The organism is Psychromonas marina (assembly GCF_030161115.1).
GTDB classification, from domain to species: Bacteria; Pseudomonadota; Gammaproteobacteria; order Enterobacterales; family Psychromonadaceae; genus Psychromonas; species Psychromonas marina.
Genome location: NZ_BSPQ01000002.1, coordinates 211,962 through 230,502, shown reverse-complemented (window position 1 = coordinate 230,502; position 18,541 = coordinate 211,962). Strand labels below are relative to the sequence as shown.

Here is an 18,541-nt window from a genome sequence, read left to right as displayed (position 1 = left end):
AGCAGGCCCTTAAAGTAGGAACTGAGCAGATGCTTAACCTTGAGTCGGTTCAGGATGTTTGAATTGCCAATAGGTATGTGCAGCAAGCGTGGTTAATACAATGGCAGCACCAACCATATCACTATTACTTGGGGCATCTCCCAGAATAAATAAGACATAGAGTGGGCCAAAGAATATCTCCCCTAGCAGAATAAAACTCACCTCTGGCGCGCTAATTAACGCTGATGCTTTGGAAACCAACAAATAAGCAGCGGGTAACATAACCCCACCCATTAGGAACAGATAGATATATTGCTGCATGTTTAATTGCAAAGGTGACGCACCGTTAAACCCTGCAAAAATCATAATGATTATGCCTGCAATAAGAAGGATCAGCTCTGCATTACGCCCTTTATTGATACTCAAGCAGATAAGGTAAATAGCAAAGAAGATAGCGCCAATCAACGCATATAAATCCCCTTGCCACAGTGACTGACTCGGTGCAAAAGCAAAAATAACCCACACACCGGAAATAACCGTCGCAATCGCAATTAATGTAGAGCGAGCAATACGCTCCTTGAGAAAGAAAAAGGATAATATTACGGTAAATAGTGGCGCAGTATTAAAAATAGTCACCGTACTTGAAACCGTGGTTTTATCCAATGCCATCACAAATCCGATCGCACCAACTGCAAATCCGATACCGGCGACGAATGAAGAAACATTTAGTTCACGTACATTGCTAAGCAGCTTTTTAGGTGAACGTAATAACAACACAACCGACAGTGACAAGGCCATAAAACCACCTCGCCAAAATAACAGATCCCAGCTAGCAGCTTGGGTTAGTTCGACTAATAGGCTATCGGCACTAACAATCAGCATACTGGTGAGTACCAGTAGATAACCTGATATTTTTTTATTGAGCATGGGTGTTCCTATAATAGAGGGGAGCTTAAAGAGTAGATATCAAAGCATTATTTCACACGTATTAAATGATGCGATAGCCCTGCGACATCAACAACTAATACTTGAGAGCGCTGCATCTTGTCGACTTGGTCAATTGCTTGCTTGGAGTAATCACGTTGATGCATCCACGACATCGGAGTTGAAAAACTATCTTCACTGACAACAAACGTATCTTTGAACATCGCATCAGTATCACCACCCGCACTATCGATACTCACAACCCAAGCGCGTTCTTGAAATACTTGTACACTTTTACAAGCGACAACAAATTGTGACCATTTTTTTAATAATTGAGTTTGGATATTATGTAACTGAATCATGATAATCGGCTTTAGATGAGGTAAGTGTTTGAATCTATGTACTCTGCTTCGGCTACATAGTTTGGATGCCTAATTTATAGATTAAAAGCGCTTAAATCTACTACAAATGAAAAATAACTGATCCACCTGTAGGTCAGACTTTAGCCCGAAAAATGAAAGCAGTTGTTAGCTGTTAGCTATTAGCCGTCAGTAAGTTCAAATGCAGCCCTCCTGTAGGTCGTGGCTTTAGCCCGACAGATTTTTAAGCGGCGGGTTGCGTGTAGCTAGCAACGAAAGTCAAAACAACGCCCTTGGCGTGTCGGGATAAATCGCCGACCTACGAAATTCACCGATCCCCCGTAAGTCGCGGCTTTAGCCCGACAAATGAAAGCAGTTGTTAGCTGTTAGCTATTAGCGGTCAGTAAATTCAAATGCAGCCCTCCTGTAGGTCGCGGCTTCAGCCCGACAATCATCATAAAACCTATAAACAGCTCCCTAGTAGGTCGCGGCTTTAGCCCGACAGGTTTTTAAGCGGCGGGTTGCGTGTAGCTAGCAACGAAAGTCAAAACAACGCCCCTGCCGTGTTGGGATAAATCGCCGACCTACGAAATTCACCAATCCCCCTGTAGGTCGCGGCTTCAGCCCGATAGGTTTTTAAGCGGCGGGTTGCGTGTAGCTAGCAACGAAAGCCAAAACAACGCCCCTGCCGTGTCGGGATAAATCGCCGACCTACGAAATTCACCAATCCCCTGTAGGTCGTGGCTTTAGCCCGACAATCATCATCAAAAACAAAAAACGCTCCCCTGTAGGTCGCGGCTTCAGCCCGACAGATTTTTAAGCAGCGGGTTACGAGTAGCTAACAACGAAAGTCAAAACAACGCCCCTGGCGTGTCGGGATAAATCGCCGACCTACAAAATTCACAGCGCCCCTGTAGGTCGTGGCTTGAGCCCGACAATCATAATCAAAAACAAAAAACGCTCCCCTGTAGGTCGCGGCTTCAGCCCGACAATCATCATAAAACCTATAAACAGCCCTCCTGTAGGTCGCGGCTTTAGCACGACAAATCACCAAAAACAGTTCCTCTGTAGGTCGTGGCTTTAGCCCGACAATCATAAAATCTGCGAAAGACAAATCAAGTTCACCGACAAAGCCCAACACTTTGTAAGGCTATTTTGTGATCCAGTTGGATGTTTTTTAAACAAAACGCTTAAAAACACAAGATTGTTGACAATTTGGTTGTTTTTTAATCTATAAAGACTATATTTCCAACAAATAAATAACAAACTGTTAACAAACAGGCAAAGAATGATAGAAACTAAAGAGCAAATAAAATCAGATAATTTAACCGAACGCTTAATAGAAGCGATCGTAAATGGTGAATATCCTGCCGGTAGTAAAATATCTGAGCCGGAGTTAGCACGTGTCTTTAATGTCAGCCGTGGGCCATTACGTGAAGCGATGATGCGCGTTGAATCGCTTAATTTAGTTGAACGTATTCCCCATGTCGGCGCACGAGTTGTGACCCTGAGTTTAGGAAAATTAGCGGAAATTTATGCGGTACGTGAAGCGTTAGAGGGAATGGCTGCCAATCTTGCATGTAAACATATTACCGATTCAGAGATAGCAACCTTAGAAGAGTTATTAAACCGTCATCAATCCCATATCGAAGAGGTAGATGGCGCTTCCTACTTTTACCAACAGGGTGATTTTGATTTTCACTACCTAATTATTAAAGCCAGTAAAAATCACCAGCTAATCGCACTATTATGCGATCAGTTGTACCACTTAATCCGCATGTACCGTTTCCAATCACCACGTTCAAAATCACGTCCAGAAAAAGCCCTATATGAACATTTTGCCATTTTAAACGCGATCAAAGCACGTGATCCTGAATTGGCCGAAATGTTGATGCGCAGACATATAAAAAGCAGTCGCCTTTTAATCGAAAATGAATTGTTAGAGGAGTAACACAATGAGTCCAGGTAAAAAATTTAGACAAGCGATCATCAATAACAAGCCGCTACAGGTTGTTGGCACGATCAACCCTTACTGCGCGATGATGGCTGAGCAACTGGGACATCAAGCTATCTACCTTTCAGGTGGTGGCGTAGCAAATGCTTCTTACGGTTTACCCGATTTAGGCATGACCTCACTGAATGATGTGATTGCTGATGTGCAACGCATTACATCGGCAACAAGTTTACCTTTATTAGTGGATATCGATACCGGTTGGGGTGGCGCATTTAATATCGCGAAAACTATTCGTGATATGGAAAAAGCCGGTGCTGCTGCGGTACATATTGAAGATCAAGTAGCTCAGAAACGTTGTGGTCATCGCCCAAACAAAGAGATCGTTTCAACTCAAGAGATGGCCGACCGCATTAAATCCGCGGTGGATGCACGCAGCGATAAAGACTTTTTTATTATGGCCCGTACCGATGCATTCGCCCAAGAAGGATTAGAAGCCGCAATTGCACGTGCACAAGCTTATGTCGCAGCGGGTGCCGATGGCATTTTTGCTGAAGCGATTAAAACCGAAGCCCATTACCGCGCATTTGCTGCAGCGATAGATGTACCACTGCTTGCCAATATTACCGAGTTTGGCCAAACCGAACTTTGGAATAAACAGCAACTGGGTGAATGGGGTTGTGCCATGGTGCTCTACCCTCTTTCAGCCTTTAGAGCGATGAATAAAGCGGCGGAGTTAGTTTATAAAACCTTGCTTGCAGATGGCGATCAAAAAGCGGTTGTAGATATGATGCAAACACGCATGGAGCTTTATGAATACTTGGGTTATCACGACTACGAGCAGAAGTTAGATGCGCTGTTCGCAGATGAAAAGAGTAAATGAAAAACATAGCTGTCAGTAAGCAACAGCTGTCAGTGGTTAGCTATCAGTTAAAAGTCGCGAGCTACGAGATACGAGCAGCGAAAACAAAAGTTCAAAGCTTGAAGCTAGAAGGCAATAAAGTTTGCGTGTCGGCATAAATACCGACCTACAGGGGAAGCTCAATGTTTTGTAGGTCGCGGCTTTAGCCCGACGGTTTTTCAAGCTTCGCTTGCTTGTCGGCATAAATACCGACCTACAGGTGAAGCTCAATGTTTTGTAGGTCGTGGCTTTAGCCCGACGGTTTTTCAGGCTTCGGCTTGATTGTCGGCATAAATACCGACCTACAGGTGGAGTTGAATCTTTTGTAGATCGTGGCTTTAGTCCGACGGTTTTTTTAACGCTTCGGATTGCTTGTCGGCATAAATACCGACCTACAGGGGGAAGCTAAATATTTTGTAGGTCGTGGCTTTAGCCCGACAGCAGGTGGAGTTGAATGTTTTGTAGGTCGCGGCTTTAGCCCAACAGCAGGTGGAGTTGAATGTTTTGTAGGTCGCGGCTTTAGCCCGACAGCAGGTGGAGTTGAATGTTTTGTAGGTCGCGGCTTTAGCCCGACAGCAGGTGGAGTTGAATGTTTTGTAGGTCGTGACTTTAGCCCGACAGCAGGTGGAGTTGAATGTTTTGTAGGTCGCGGCTTTGGGCCGACGGTTTTTTAACACAATAAGTAACTAACAACTATTAAGGAAAATATGATGGGTGATAAGAATATTGGTGGTGCAGGACTACGTGGACAAAGTGCTGGCGAAACAAAATTATGTACGGTCGGACAATCTGGAAGTGGTTTAACTTATTGTGGATATGATGTTGCTGATCTTGCCGCAAACGCCACCTTTGAAGAAGTTGCTTATCTGCTCTTTAATGGTGAGTTACCAACACAACAACAGCTTGATGATTACAAACAAGAGCTGTTTGCGCTGCGCGATCTACCCGATGCATTAAAAGCGGTGTTAAGACTTATTCCTGCTGATGCGCATCCGATGGATGTGATGCGTACCGGTTGTTCATTTTTAGGCAACCTAGAGCCTGAGCAGGATTTTTCACAACAGGTACGTGCAACTAATCGTTTATTAGCGGCCTTCCCTGCGATCATGTGTTACTGGTACAAATTCTCACATGAAGGCGTAGAGATAAATTGCCAAACAGATCAAGCCTCACTGGGTGGTCACTTCCTTAAACTGCTTAATGGAAAAACTGCCTCTGAGCAACATCAACGCGTGATGGATGTATCACTGATTTTATACGCAGAGCATGAGTTTAACGCTTCTACTTTTGCGGCACGTGTCTGTGCTTCTACCCTTTCAGATCTATTCTCTTGTATCACTGGTGCGATTGGTACGCTACGTGGCCCACTGCATGGTGGCGCGAATGAAGCGGCGATGGATATGATTGAAAAGTTCAGTTCTCCTGAAGATGCTAAAGTGAAAATGGCGGGTATGTTAGAGCGCAAAGAGAAAATTATGGGCTTTGGTCATGCCGTTTATCGCACCTCGGATCCGCGTAATATTATTATTAAAGAGTGGTCGGAAAAATTGGCGCAGGAGAATGGTGATAGCAGCTTGTATGATATCTCTGTCGCCTGTGAAGAGTTTATGTGGGACACCAAAAAGCTATTTTGTAATGCCGATTTTTTCCATGCATCGACCTACAATTACCTCGGTATTCCAACCAAACTGTTCACTCCTATTTTTGTCTGTTCTCGCCTTACAGGTTGGGCGGCACATGTGATGGAGCAACGTGAAAATAACCGCATTATTCGTCCAAGCGCAGATTATACCGGCAGTGAACCACGTATCGTGGTGCCTATTGAGCAACGCGAACAGCACTTCCAACAGTTAGCGATGCAGGGGTAATTTATGAGCACTACTATGAATAGCAATTACCGTAAACCTTTACCGGGTAGCAACCTAGATTACTTTGATACGCAGGAAGCGGTGAATGCAATTAAGCCCGATACTTATCAAAAACTACCTTATACATCACGTGTATTAGCTGAAAATTTAGTACGTCGCTGTGCTCCAGACGATCTATTTGATGCGCTAAGTCAGTTGATTGAACGTAAACAAGATTTAGACTTTCCCTGGTATCCAGCACGTGTCGTTTGTCATGATATTTTAGGGCAAACCGCATTAGTTGATTTAGCTGGCCTGCGTGATGCTATCGCAGAGAAAGGTGGCGATCCGGCGAAAGTAAATCCGGTTGTTCCCACACAGTTGATCGTGGATCACTCGCTCGCAGTAGAACATGCCGGTTTTGAGAAAGATGCCTTTGATAAAAACCGTGCCATTGAAGATAGACGTAATGAAGACCGTTTTCATTTCATCAACTGGACTAAAAACGCCTTTGAAAATATTGATGTTATTCAGCCCGGCAATGGCATTATGCATCAAATCAATTTAGAGAAGATGTCACCCGTTATCCAGAGTCGCGATGGCGTTGCATTCCCCGATACCTTAGTCGGTACCGATAGCCATACGCCACATGTTGATGCGTTGGGTGTTATCGCCGTTGGCGTCGGTGGTTTAGAGGCAGAAAGTGTGATGCTCGGTCGCGCTTCCTACATGCGTTTACCCGATATTGTAGGCGTTAACCTATTTGGTAAACGCCAAGAGGGAATTACTGCCACCGATATTGTATTAGCGATAACTGAGTTTTTACGTAACCAAAAAGTAGTTTCCTGTTATCTGGAGTTTTATGGTGAAGGTGCTGCGGATCTCACCCTCGGCGATCGCGCGACTATCTCTAATATGACCCCTGAATTTGGTGCTTCTGCGGGCATGTTTTATATCGATCAAAAGACCATTGATTATCTACGTTTAACCGGTCGCGATGAGAAACAGGTTCAATTAGTAGAAAACTACGCTAAACAAACTGGCCTTTGGGCAGACTGCTTAAAAGAGGCGCAATATGAACGTGTATTAAGTTTTGACCTCTCTTCTGTAGGACGGAATATCGCAGGCCCTTCTAATCCGCACCGTCGTGTGGCAACCGCAGACTTAGCCAGTAAAGGGATCTCGGGTGTTGTCGAGAATGAAGCGGGTAAAATGCCCGATGGCGCGTGTATTATTGCGGCGATAACCAGTTGTACTAACACCTCTAATCCACGTAACGTGATTGCTGCGGCGCTGTTAGCCAGAAATGCGAATAAGCTTGGATTGACTCGTAAACCTTGGGTAAAAACCTCCCTCGCACCCGGCTCAAAAGCGGTACAACTGTATCTTGAAGAAGCCAATTTATTAACTGAACTAGAACAGCTCGGCTTTGGTATTGTTGGCTTTGCATGTACCACCTGTAATGGTATGAGTGGCGCGTTAGATCCGAAAATTCAGCAGGAAGTCATTGAGCGTGACCTTTATAGTACGGCGGTACTTTCTGGCAACCGTAACTTTGATGGTCGTATCCACCCCTATGCAAAACAAGCGTTTATCGCGTCTCCACCACTGGTTGTAGCCTATGCTATTGCCGGGACGATACGTTTTGATATTGAAAAAGATGTGCTGGGTATTGATGCACAGGGTAAAGATATTCTATTAAAAGATATCTGGCCAAGCGACGCTGAAATTGATGAGGTAATTCAGCAAAGCGTCAAACCTGAGCAGTTCAGAGCGGTCTATGAACCAATGTTTGATATCAAGGTAGATTATGGTGATGATATTTCAGGTACTGATCCGCTTTATGATTGGCGCCCACAAAGTACTTATATTCGCCGCCCTCCTTATTGGGAAGGTGCATTAGCGGGTGAACGTGCACTTAAAGGGATGCGTCCGTTAGCCGTACTGGGTGACAATATCACTACCGATCATCTCTCCCCTTCCAATGCAATTATGCTCGACAGCGCAGCAGGCGCTTACCTCGATAAAATGGGTTTGCCGGAAGTTGATTTTAACTCCTATGCAACGCATCGTGGTGATCACTTAACCGCACAACGCGCCACTTTTGCGAACCCAAAACTGTTTAATGAGATGGTATTAGAAAATGGCGAAGTAAAACAGGGATCACTCGCACGTGTCGAACCAGAGGGCGAAGTTAAAAGGATGTGGGAAGCGATTGAAACCTACATGCAGCGTAAACAGCCATTAATTATTGTCGCAGGTGCGGATTATGGCCAAGGTTCATCACGCGATTGGGCGGCAAAAGGCGTACGTTTAGCAGGTGTTGAAGTGATTGTTGCCGAAGGGTTTGAACGTATTCATCGTACTAATTTAGTCGGCATGGGTGTGCTTCCCGTTGAGTTTATTAATGCTGAAAACCGCCATACCTATGCGATTGACGGTACTGAAACCTTTGACGTGATTGGTGAGCGTAGCCCCGGTGCCCTATTAAGACTGGTCATCAATCGCACTAATGGAGAGAGTATTAATGTTGCTGTTAAATGCCGTCTTGATACCGCTGAAGAGGTCTCTATTTACGATGCAGGCGGTATTTTACAACGCTTTGCACAGGATTTTCTGGAGTCGTCTAAAGCAAGGGTTGAGGTATGAGTGAGTCACAAACAACATTCAAACCACAATTAAAAGTCCCTGCGACTTATATGCGTGGCGGCACCAGTAAAGGTGTGTTTTTCAGTTTATTAGATCTGCCTGAAGTAGCACAAGTTGCCGGAGAAAAACGCGATGCGCTGTTACTGCGTGTGATTGGTAGTCCTGATCCCTATGGCAAGCAAACCGATGGTATGGGCGGCGCAACTTCAAGCACCAGTAAAACTGTAATTGTTTCAAAAAGTGATAAAGCTGAACACGATGTTGATTACCTATTTGGACAGGTCGCTATCGACAAAGCCTTTGTGGATTGGAGCGGAAATTGCGGTAATTTATCCGCCGCCGTTGGCGCCTTTGCGATTAATGCAGGGCTCGTAGACTCATCACGCATCCCTGAAAATGGGGTTGCCGTGGTGCGTATTTGGCAGGTTAATATCAGCAAAACGATTATTGCACATATCCCTATCTGCAATGGCGAAGTGCAAGAGAGCGGTGACTTTGAACTCGATGGTGTGACTTTTCCTGCGGCTGAAATCAGCGTGGAATTTATCAGCCCATCCGATGCAAAAAATGCGATGTTTCCTACAGGAAAGTTAATCGAAACCTTGGCAGTACCAGAGATTGGCAGCTTTCAAGCAACCATGATTAATGCGGGAATTGCCACGGTGTTTTTACAGGCCGACGCACTTGGTTATTTAGGCACAGAAGGTCAAGAGGCGATCAATTCAGATCAGAAAGCACTGCAACGCTTTGAAACGATTCGTGCTCATGCGGCATTAAAAATGGGGTTAATCGACAACCTCGCAGAAGCCGTAACACGCCAACATACGCCTAAAATAGCCTTTGTCAGCCCTGCTCAAGCGTATCTTTCGTCGAGTGGGAAAAGCATCAGTAGCGAGCAGATAGACCTCAATGTACGCGCATTATCGATGGGTAAATTACACCATGCAATGATGGGCACTGCAGCCGTTGCCATCGGCACCGCGGCCGCAATACCCGGTACATTAGTCAATTTAGCCGCAGGTGGCGGAGAACATACCTCGGTTACTTTTGGTCACCCCTCTGGGACGTTAAAGGTGGGTGCACAAGCGAGTCAACAGGATGGGCAATGGGTTGTTGAAAAAGCGATCATGAGCCGCAGCGCACGTATATTGATGCAAGGCTGGGTGCATGTTCCAGCTTCAACAATCTAGGTTAACGAGTTCGAGATTAAGAAAAGGAAAATAATCATGTCAGCATATCAAAATGAGTTTGAGCAAGCTAAAAATGATCCACAAGCGTTCTGGGAAACACAAGCAAAAGCGATTGAGTGGTATAAATTTCCAAAAACTATCTTACATAAAGATGAAAACGGCATCGACCGTTGGTATGCAGATGGTGAACTAAATACCTGTTTTCTTGCTTTAGATTACCATGTGTTAAATGGGCGAGCCGATCAGGTCGCCCTAATTTATGACTCACCGGTAACGGATCAAAAACAGCAATATACCTATAAGCAACTGACCAATGAAGTCTCGCGCACTGCGGGCATGTTGGCCGAGATGGGCGTTGTTAAAGGTGATCGAGTGATTATTTATATGCCGATGATCCCTGAAGCGGCAATCGCGATGCTTGCCTGTGCACGATTAGGGGCGGTTCACTCGGTGGTATTTGGTGGCTTTGCCGCAAATGAATTAGCTATTCGCATTGAAGATGCTGAACCAAAGGTGATCATGGCGGCTTCTTGTGGTGTCGAAGTACAAAAAATAATCCCTTATATGCCGATGGTCAATCAAGCGATTATGGATAGTCGCTGGAAACCTGAAAAAGTGATCGTTTATCAACGTTCGCAGTGCCCTGCTGAGCTTAATGCGAGCCCATTAGTTGATGATCGTGATGTCGATTGGTCGGCACAATTAGCGCTTTCTAAACCCCATGACTGTGTGCCCGTTAAAGCAACTGATCCGCTGTATGTATTATATACTTCAGGCACCACGGGTAAACCCAAAGGCGTGGTACGTGAAAATGGCGGCCATGCGGTGGCGATGAAATACAGCATGTCGACCATCTACGATGCAAAACCGGGCGAAGTGTACTGGGCGGCATCAGATGTGGGTTGGGTTGTTGGCCATTCATACATCGTTTATGCGCCACTTATTCATGGCTGCACCACGGTATTATATGAAGGTAAACCAGTACGAACACCCGATCCCGCGGCTTTCTGGCGCGTCTGCCAAGAGTATGGAGTGAATATTCTATTTTCAGCACCCACTGCGTTTAGGGCGATAAAAAAAGAGGATCCTGAAGGTGAGTTAATCAAACAATACCCGATGCCTGAATTGCGCACTATTTTCATGGCGGGTGAACGCTTAGACCCGCCGACATTGGCATGGGTTGAAGAGAAAACACAACGACCTGTGGTAGATCACTGGTGGCAAACCGAAACGGGTTGGGCGATTTCTGGCAACCCACTAGGCTTGCAGCAGTTTCCACAAAAACCGGGCTCTTCAGCGAAACCTACACCGGGTTTCGACGTGCAAATTTTAGATGAAATCGGCGAACCAGTAGAAGCGAACAAACAGGGCTTTATTGTAATTAAACGCCCGCTTCCACCGGGTTGTTTAGCGACGGTATGGCGTAACCACGATCGCTTCCAGAGTGGTTATTTAACCCAGTTCCCCGGTTATTATGTTTCCGGTGATGGCGGTTATATCGATGAAGATGGTTACCTATTTGTAATGGGACGTATCGATGATGTAATTAATGTCGCCGGTCACCGTTTATCAACGGGTGAAATGGAGGAGATATTAGGCGGTCATAACGATGTTGCTGAGTGTGCGGTGATTGGAGCTCATGATGATCTGAAAGGTCAGATTCCCTTTGGCTTTGTGGTACTCAAAGATGGTCACTACAGTGTTGATGGCAATATCGAAAAAGAGTTACTGCAAAAAGTACGAGATGAGATAGGCGCAGTGGCCAGTTTTAGAAACGTGATGATTGTAAATCGTTTACCTAAAACGCGCTCGGGCAAAGTATTACGTCGCACCATCAAACAGGTTGCCGATGGCGATCAATATGTCATTCCATCGACCATTGATGATCCAACTAGCTTAACCGAAATAGAGAATGCGTTTAATCCCCTCTAACAGTTAGTCATTTTTTACTAAATCCATTCTTGAGGTTTCATTACCTTAAGAATGGATCCATCACTCCCCAATCGTGATAAATCAATTTCCTTTAATAAAGCTGTGATCAACCTAGCATGCAGTGCAACTCAACATAGTAAAAAGCATTATTTATCCAATACTTAAATATCAAACGATAGGAGTATAAATAGTGCCATTAAAAACATTCAGCCAAGGCCGACGCATCACCCTGATTTGGCTGTTTTTATATTGCTTAACCTTAGTCGCCAGCGTGCATTGGTTATGGCAATTTAGCTATCAGCAATTGCAAACCCAAAATCAGCAGCAGCTAGACCGTTTTAGCCGCCACCTCGAAAGTCAACTTGGCCATTATGCCTATATCCCACAACTACTATCTCATCAAGAGATTGTCATTAAAGCATTACAACTGGCTGACAACAGTGCTCAACTAGAATTAACCAATCGCCACCTTGCCTCAGTCAATAATATTATTGGTTCATCGGACACCTACTTGTTGGATGCCACAGGGACGACGATTGCAGCGAGTAATTGGCTGACAGCGACCACTTTTATCGGTAATAACTTTGCGTTTCGCCCTTATTTTCAAGATGCAAAACAGGGATTAAGGGGGCGTTATTTTGCGCTTGGTTCGACTTCCGGTAAGCGTGGTTATTACTTTTCTTATCCGGTTATCTATGCAGCGGAAGTGATCGGAGTGATTGTCGTAAAAATGGATATGTCATCGATAGAAAAAGATTGGCTGGGTAAAGAGCAGCTATTTTTAGTCACCGATAGCAACGATGTGGTGTTTATCTCCTCGGAAAAAAAATGGCTTTTTAATAGTTTATCGCCCCTTTCAGATAACATAAAAGAAGAGCTGTTAAAAAGCCGTCGTTACCTTGACAGTGCGATCAACTCGCTTTCTACGAAGGGAGATTTTAGTGAAAATTCAACACTATTAAGTGTACAAAACAAACATTATCTATCGCTGATCAACGATACCAGCCGTGAGGGGTGGAATATTCGAGTATTAGCGCCTATTACGCCGATATTATTCAATATATCCATGCTGATCATGTTTATCTCTTTACTCTATATGCTGTTGTATTTAATCACTACGCTAATCAAACAGAAACAAACAAGGCAAGAGGAACAAGTATTAGCGGAGGTGAAAGCCAAACAACAGTTAGAATTTACCGTAATGCAACGCACATCAGCGCTGCAAGCTGAAATAGAGGAACGCCATAAAGCGGAACGCGCTTTACGTTCGACACAAAAGGAGCTTATTCAATCCGCCAAATTAGCTTTATTAGGACAACTGTCCACCAGCATCAGTCACGAATTGAATAACCCGCTAGCGGCGATACGTAGCTATGCAGAAAATGCAGTCACATTTTTACAACGTGATAATTTAGAGATGGTTGAAAGCAATCTATCACGTATTATTTTTCTCACCGAACGAATGGCAAAAATCAGTGCTCAGCTTAAATCATTTGCACGTAAATCCGATGGTCAATTACATATTATCAGCTTGCAGCCAGTGATCTTAGCGGCGCATGAACTGTTAAAACCACAATTTAAAGCCAGTCAAACCACCTTAACAATGCAACTTCCGGAGCAGCCGATAGAGGTAAAAGCTGAGCCTATTCAGTTGGAGCAAATTATCGTTAATCTGCTTTCAAACGCGATGCAAGCGATGCAAAAGAGCGAGCATAAACAAGTTGAAATAACACTGACTATCGAAGCTAATATTGCCATCATCAAGGTGCTTGATAGAGGGACGGGGATTAATAAAACAGATTTACCCCATCTTTTTGAACCCTTTTTTACCACCAAAGAAACGGGATTAGGATTAGGTTTATCTATTTCACAGCAAATTATCACCAACATGCAGGGTAAATTATCCGCACGCAACCGCCACTCACAGGGCGCGGTATTTAGTATTTCGTTACCCATTGCAAAACAGAAAAACACCAACAAGGAAACCCTATGAGCGCAGTATTTTTTATTGACGATGAAGTTGATATGCGTTTGGCTAATCAGCAAACCTTTGCATTAGCGGATATTGAAACACTGTTTTTTGCGGATGCAGAATCGGCACTGTTAGCGATGAAGCAAGAGCTGCCCCTAGTGGTCATTTGTGATATTCGTCTGCCCGGCATATCTGGCGAGCAGCTATTAACCACCTTGCAACAGCGAGACAGTGACCTACCGATTATTCTTATTACTGGGCATGGTGATATTTCGATGGCGGTACAAGCGATTAGAAATGGCGCTTATGATTTTATCGAGAAACCTTTTTCCTCGGATAGGTTGATCGAAATAGCACGCAAAGCAATTGAAAAACGTCAATTAACTTTAGAGAACCGAGAGCTTAAAAAAGCGTTACAAAGCAAAGAAACACTCGGCCCACGCATTATTGGTAATACGCCTAGTATTGAGCAATTAAAACAGATGATCTACCGTGTTGCCGATAGCCACGCCGATATTCTGTTATATGGTGAAACGGGCACCGGCAAAGAGTTAGTGGCACGTTCATTACATGAACAAAGCCAACGTAGTGCCAACAATTTTGTCGCGGTAAACTGTGGCGCAGTCCCTGAAAACCTGATTGAGAGTGAGCTGTATGGTCATGAAAAAGGTGCTTTTACCGGTGCTGACTCTCGCCGTATTGGTAAGTTTGAATATGCACAGGGCGGTACCCTTTTCCTTGACGAAATAGAGTCAATGCCGATGCAAGCACAGGTACGCTTATTACGTGTATTACAAGAGCGCAGTGTTGAACGGATCGGCTCTAACAAAGCAATAGATTTAGATATTCGTATTATCGCGGCGACCAAAATAGATCTCAAAGAGGCACCCGATTTCAGACAAGATCTCTACTACCGTCTTAATATGGTCACGCTCGATTTGCCGCCATTGCGACAGCGTAAAGATGATATTCCTAGACTGTTCCATCACTTCTTATTAGTCGCAGCAGCACGTTACGGAAAAGCCGCTCCTGCCCTGCCCGCCAATGCATTACAAGCACTGCTAAGCCATGATTGGCCGGGTAATGTGCGTGAGCTGAGAAATGCCGCAGAACGTTTTATTTTATTAGGGTCGTTATCGGATTTGAACGAATCAAATAATGATGTCAGTGCTGGGTTAAGTTTAGCGGAGCAGGTCGAAGCCTTTGAAAAAACCTTGATAGAGCAAGCCTTAAGCATGACCAGTGGCAGTATTAAAAATACCATGTCAGCGCTCAATTTACCGCGTAAAACCCTTTACGATAAAATGCAAAAGCATGGTTTGGAGAAACAAAACTTTAAGGGGGAATGAATAATAGCTGTCAGTTTTTAGCTGTCAGCTATCAGCTATCAGCTAATGGCTGAAAGCTGAAAGCTACTTTTATCTATTTGGTAATTATCTCCGGTCCCATCATCATGGTTGGTAACCAGGTTGAAACCCATGGTACATAGGTGACGATAATCAGGAACAGGAACATCACGCCTACTAACGGTAATGATGCTTTTACTACTTTCATCATCGACAGTTTGGCGACCCCGGCGGTGACAAATAGGTTTAACCCCACCGGTGGCGTTATCATGCCGATCTCCATATTTACCACCATCATAATACCGAGGTGAATCGGGTCGATACCTAATGCAATGGCAATTGGGAATACCAATGGCGCAACAATGATCAACAGACCAGAGGGTTCCATGAATTGACCACCAATTAAGAGCAGTACATTCACTACAATCAAGAACTCAATCGGTCCAAGCCCAGCTGATAACATCGACTCTGTGATCATTTGCGGAATACGTTCTTCCGTTAATACATGTTTGAGGATCAGTGCGTTAGCAACAATCAGCATCAGCATGATAGTTAGTTTACCCGCTTCATACAGGGTGCGACGTGTATCTTCATGACAGAATACGTGTGAGGCTTTTCTCCACCACGCTTTATTGCGCTTCTCTTCCGGTTCATTCTCAGAAAGCGGCCCCATATCTTTATAGATAAAGTTGGAGATAAAGAAGGCATATACCGCTGCTACTGCTGCCGCTTCTGTTGGCGTAAAGATACCGCCATAGATACCACCAAGAATAATAACGATCAGTAATAAACCCCAACCTGCATCTTTTGCTGAGTTTAATACTTCACCCCAGCCTACAAAGGGTTGCGGTGGGATGTTTTTATAACGTGCATAAATATAGATAGCGATCATCAACATCAGACCCGCTAACAGTCCAGGAATAACACCACCGAGGAACATGCGCCCCACCGATACATCGGTCGCCGCAGCATAAACAACCATTACGATTGAGGGAGGAATCAAAATACCTAGGGTACCCGCGTTACAGATAACGCCCGCAGCAAAATCTTTGCTGTAACCGTTCTTAACCATACCGGCGATAACGATACCACCAATGGCTACTACCGTAGCTGGGGATGAACCAGACAGCGCGGCAAACATCATACATGCCACCACCGAGGCCATCGCTAAACCACCGCGTAGTGAACCAACCAAGGCAATCGCAAAACGGATAATACGTTTCGCCACCCCACCCGTCGCCATAAAGCTAGAGGCAAGAATAAAGAAAGGAATCGCTAATAACGTATAGTGCCCAGCAAAGGCGTTAAATAACGTTTGTGCCACAGAAGCAAGTGAAGCATCTGAATGCACAAGTAGGAATACAATGCTTGATAACCCCAGTGAAACCGCAATCGGTACACCTATCATCATCAATACAATTACCATTAAAAACAACATTAACATAGCCATTAGTTGTTCCCCTTCTGTGACTCATGTAATTCTTCTAGTTTTTCTTCCGCTTCATGACTAGCAATCATACGATCCGTTTGATTAGTCAATACTTGCCATGCAATTTGTAGGAAACGAAATGTCATCATCGCCATGCCAATAGGTAAGGCTGCATAGGGAATAAATCGCGGTAATCTTTCATAGCGTTCACCTTCGTTAAACCAATCAGAAAGGAACTGTAAAATTTCTGGCATCGGAATATCTTCCGTCTCATACCAAGCTCTGTCGGTAATAAACGGTAGCCAATAATTCCAAGAGCCAATAAAGAGGGAGATAGAGAAAGCCAAACAGCAGGTAACTGATATCAATGCAAAGGTCTTTTTCAGGCCATCAGGTGCGATATTAATAAGTACATCAACACCAATATGGAAGTGTTTTTTTACCCCATAAGAAGCCCCAACTAACACCATCCACGCAAACATAAATACGGTCAGTTCGAGTGCCCATAAAATATTACTGTTGAGTACATAACGAAATAACACATTGGCAAAGGTAAGCAGTGTCATCAAGCCCATAAACAACGCAATCAGGGTCTCTTCCATATAATCAGTTATTTCCCCAATACGGGTCCAAATTCCAGTTTTCATTTCCCTTACTCCCTTTTTCGAGTAATTAGCTCTCAGTGATTAGTCATTAGCTAGAAACTAGCGACTAACCACTGAAACTAAGCGCTATTTCATGTTTGCTTTTTGTGCCGCTTCAATCAGATCACTACCAATATCTTTTTCAAACTTTTTCCAAACAGGCTTAAGTGCAGTAACCCACTCTTCACGCTGCTCTGGTGTTAATTGACGTACGACACCACCCGCATTAATAATGTTTTGCTTGTTAGTTTCATTAACCAGACTCGATTCTGAATTACGTGTTTCTGTTACCTCTTTTAGAATCGTTGCTAGCTGATCGCGGACATCACTTGGTAAGCCATTCCACCAATCCCCAGAGGTCACAACTAAGTAATCTAAAATACCGTGGTTGGTTTCTGTTACCCCATCTTGTACTTCGAAGAATTTTTTACCGTAGGTATTCGACCAAGTATTTTCTTGCCCATCGATAACCTTGGTTTGTAAACCACCGTAAACCTCTTTGAAGGACATTTTTTGCGGATTGGCACCTAACTGTTCAAATTGTGCAACTAATACATCCGACGCTTGTACGCGGAACTTAAGCCCTTTTGCATCACTTGGCAGTATTAATGGTTTATTAGCAGACATCTGTTTCATGCCGTTATGCCAAAACTCTAAACCGATTAAACCACGACGTTTCATTGCATTTTTTAACTTATCGCCAGACGCTGAATTTTGGAATCTGTCGACGGCATCTACGTCCGCAAATAAAAATGGCAGATCAAAAATACGGTATTTTTTAGTTATTTTTTCAAACTTAGATAAAGAGGGAGCGGCTAGCTGAACATCACCATTTAACAATGCTTCTAACACTTGGTTGTCATCATAAAGTGTCGAGTTAGGAAAGACTTCCATACACGCTACACCGTTCATCTCTGTATTTACGCGTTGCTCTAACAGTGAAGCAGCAATGCCTTTAGGATGTTTATCGGTATTGGTCACATGGCTAAATTTGATAACAATTTCACCTGCATCACAATTTGCATAAGCATTTACACTGCTAAACAGTGCCGCGCTACATAAAGAAATCATGGTTAGTTTTTTTAACATGTTGAGCTCCTATATCCGTATTAGTACGCATCGGTTGCGTATGTTTGATCGTTCACTAAACCTATTGCATTTATTATCTGTGCTGATTATGGATAACTAATTGCTAGGTCTATTGCCCCTATAGCAACTACCACGCCAATGTTAAAAAAATGTTATTAATGTAGCGAGTAAGGGGGGTGTGACTGTTCAGGAAGATGCTTGAAATAGTTGTTAAGTAATAAATGGGGGGGAAATGACTCATTAAAAAAAGATAAATGAGTCAATATTGACCATTTGAATAATGGTTTATCTCGTAACGATACCGGTATAGGCGGTTAATTTACATTTGC

At 44.0% G+C, this 18,541-nt stretch carries 15 protein-coding genes; 10 read left to right on the top strand and 5 right to left on the bottom strand.

Features of this window, described 5'->3' with window-relative positions; genetic code table 11:
• Positions 1-33: 33 nt before the first annotated feature.
• Complete coding sequence (locus QQK09_RS05150; RefSeq protein ID WP_284203045.1) at positions 34-906, bottom strand: DMT family transporter; 873 nt, start codon at positions 904-906, stop codon at positions 34-36.
• Positions 907-953: 47 nt separating this feature from the next.
• A complete protein-coding gene (locus tag QQK09_RS05145) occupies positions 954-1,265 on the bottom strand; it encodes a hypothetical protein (RefSeq protein WP_284203044.1) in 312 nt (103 codons plus the stop codon).
• A gap of 1,285 nt (positions 1,266-2,550) precedes the next feature.
• On the opposite strand from QQK09_RS05145, the gene QQK09_RS05140 reads away from it, so the two are divergent.
• The 10 genes from QQK09_RS05140 to QQK09_RS05095 all read left to right on the top strand — a co-directional run bounded on the left by QQK09_RS05140 (position 2,551) and on the right by QQK09_RS05095 (position 15,053).
• Positions 2,551-3,213 (top strand): GntR family transcriptional regulator, encoded by a 663-nt coding sequence (locus QQK09_RS05140; protein ID WP_284203043.1) that lies wholly within the window; start codon positions 2,551-2,553, stop codon positions 3,211-3,213.
• A 4-nt stretch (positions 3,214-3,217) separates the two neighbouring features.
• A complete protein-coding gene (gene prpB / locus QQK09_RS05135; protein WP_284203042.1) occupies positions 3,218-4,096 on the top strand; it encodes a methylisocitrate lyase in 879 nt (292 codons plus the stop codon).
• Complete coding sequence (locus QQK09_RS05130; protein WP_284203041.1) at positions 4,093-4,233, top strand: hypothetical protein; 141 nt, start codon at positions 4,093-4,095, stop codon at positions 4,231-4,233. The genes prpB and QQK09_RS05130 overlap by 4 nt, the downstream gene beginning before the upstream one ends.
• Before the next feature lie 249 nt (positions 4,234-4,482).
• Positions 4,483-4,788: a hypothetical protein gene (locus QQK09_RS05125; RefSeq protein ID WP_284203040.1), complete on the top strand. Its 306-nt coding sequence runs from the start codon at positions 4,483-4,485 to the stop codon at positions 4,786-4,788.
• A 36-nt stretch (positions 4,789-4,824) separates the two neighbouring features.
• On the top strand, positions 4,825-5,982 hold the full coding sequence (gene prpC, locus QQK09_RS05120) for a bifunctional 2-methylcitrate synthase/citrate synthase (protein WP_284203039.1): 1,158 nt from the start codon (positions 4,825-4,827) through the stop codon (positions 5,980-5,982).
• A gap of 15 nt (positions 5,983-5,997) precedes the next feature.
• Positions 5,998-8,610, top strand: a complete 2,613-nt coding sequence (gene acnD, locus QQK09_RS05115; RefSeq protein ID WP_284203481.1) for a Fe/S-dependent 2-methylisocitrate dehydratase AcnD — start codon at positions 5,998-6,000, stop codon at positions 8,608-8,610.
• A complete protein-coding gene (gene prpF / locus QQK09_RS05110; protein WP_284203038.1) occupies positions 8,607-9,800 on the top strand; it encodes a 2-methylaconitate cis-trans isomerase PrpF in 1,194 nt (397 codons plus the stop codon). The genes acnD and prpF overlap by 4 nt, the downstream gene beginning before the upstream one ends.
• Before the next feature lie 15 nt (positions 9,801-9,815).
• Entirely contained in the window at positions 9,816-11,732 is a 1,917-nt protein-coding gene (locus QQK09_RS05105; protein ID WP_431312580.1) for a propionyl-CoA synthetase, read from the top strand.
• Between the two features lie 190 nt (positions 11,733-11,922).
• Positions 11,923-13,725: an ATP-binding protein gene (locus tag QQK09_RS05100; RefSeq protein WP_284203037.1), complete on the top strand. Its 1,803-nt coding sequence runs from the start codon at positions 11,923-11,925 to the stop codon at positions 13,723-13,725.
• Positions 13,722-15,053, top strand: coding sequence for a sigma-54-dependent transcriptional regulator (locus QQK09_RS05095; RefSeq protein ID WP_284203036.1), 1,332 nt, complete (start codon positions 13,722-13,724; stop codon positions 15,051-15,053). Before QQK09_RS05100 ends, QQK09_RS05095 begins: the two co-directional genes overlap by 4 nt.
• A gap of 73 nt (positions 15,054-15,126) precedes the next feature.
• Here the strand turns inward: QQK09_RS05095 and QQK09_RS05090 are convergent, their stop codons facing one another.
• The 3 genes from QQK09_RS05090 to QQK09_RS05080 all read right to left on the bottom strand — a co-directional run bounded on the left by QQK09_RS05090 (position 15,127) and on the right by QQK09_RS05080 (position 18,212).
• The gene (locus QQK09_RS05090; protein WP_284203035.1) at positions 15,127-16,500 is read right to left on the bottom strand and encodes a TRAP transporter large permease; all 1,374 of its coding nucleotides are present in this window, start codon (positions 16,498-16,500) and stop codon (positions 15,127-15,129) included.
• Positions 16,500-17,126 carry a TRAP transporter small permease gene (locus QQK09_RS05085; RefSeq protein ID WP_284203034.1) on the bottom strand — a complete coding sequence of 209 codons (627 nt, stop codon included), beginning with the start codon at positions 17,124-17,126 and terminating at the stop codon, positions 16,500-16,502. The genes QQK09_RS05090 and QQK09_RS05085 overlap by 1 nt, the downstream gene beginning before the upstream one ends.
• An 84-nt stretch (positions 17,127-17,210) precedes the next feature.
• Complete coding sequence (locus tag QQK09_RS05080; protein WP_284203033.1) at positions 17,211-18,212, bottom strand: DctP family TRAP transporter solute-binding subunit; 1,002 nt, start codon at positions 18,210-18,212, stop codon at positions 17,211-17,213.
• Positions 18,213-18,541: the final 329 nt, after the last annotated feature.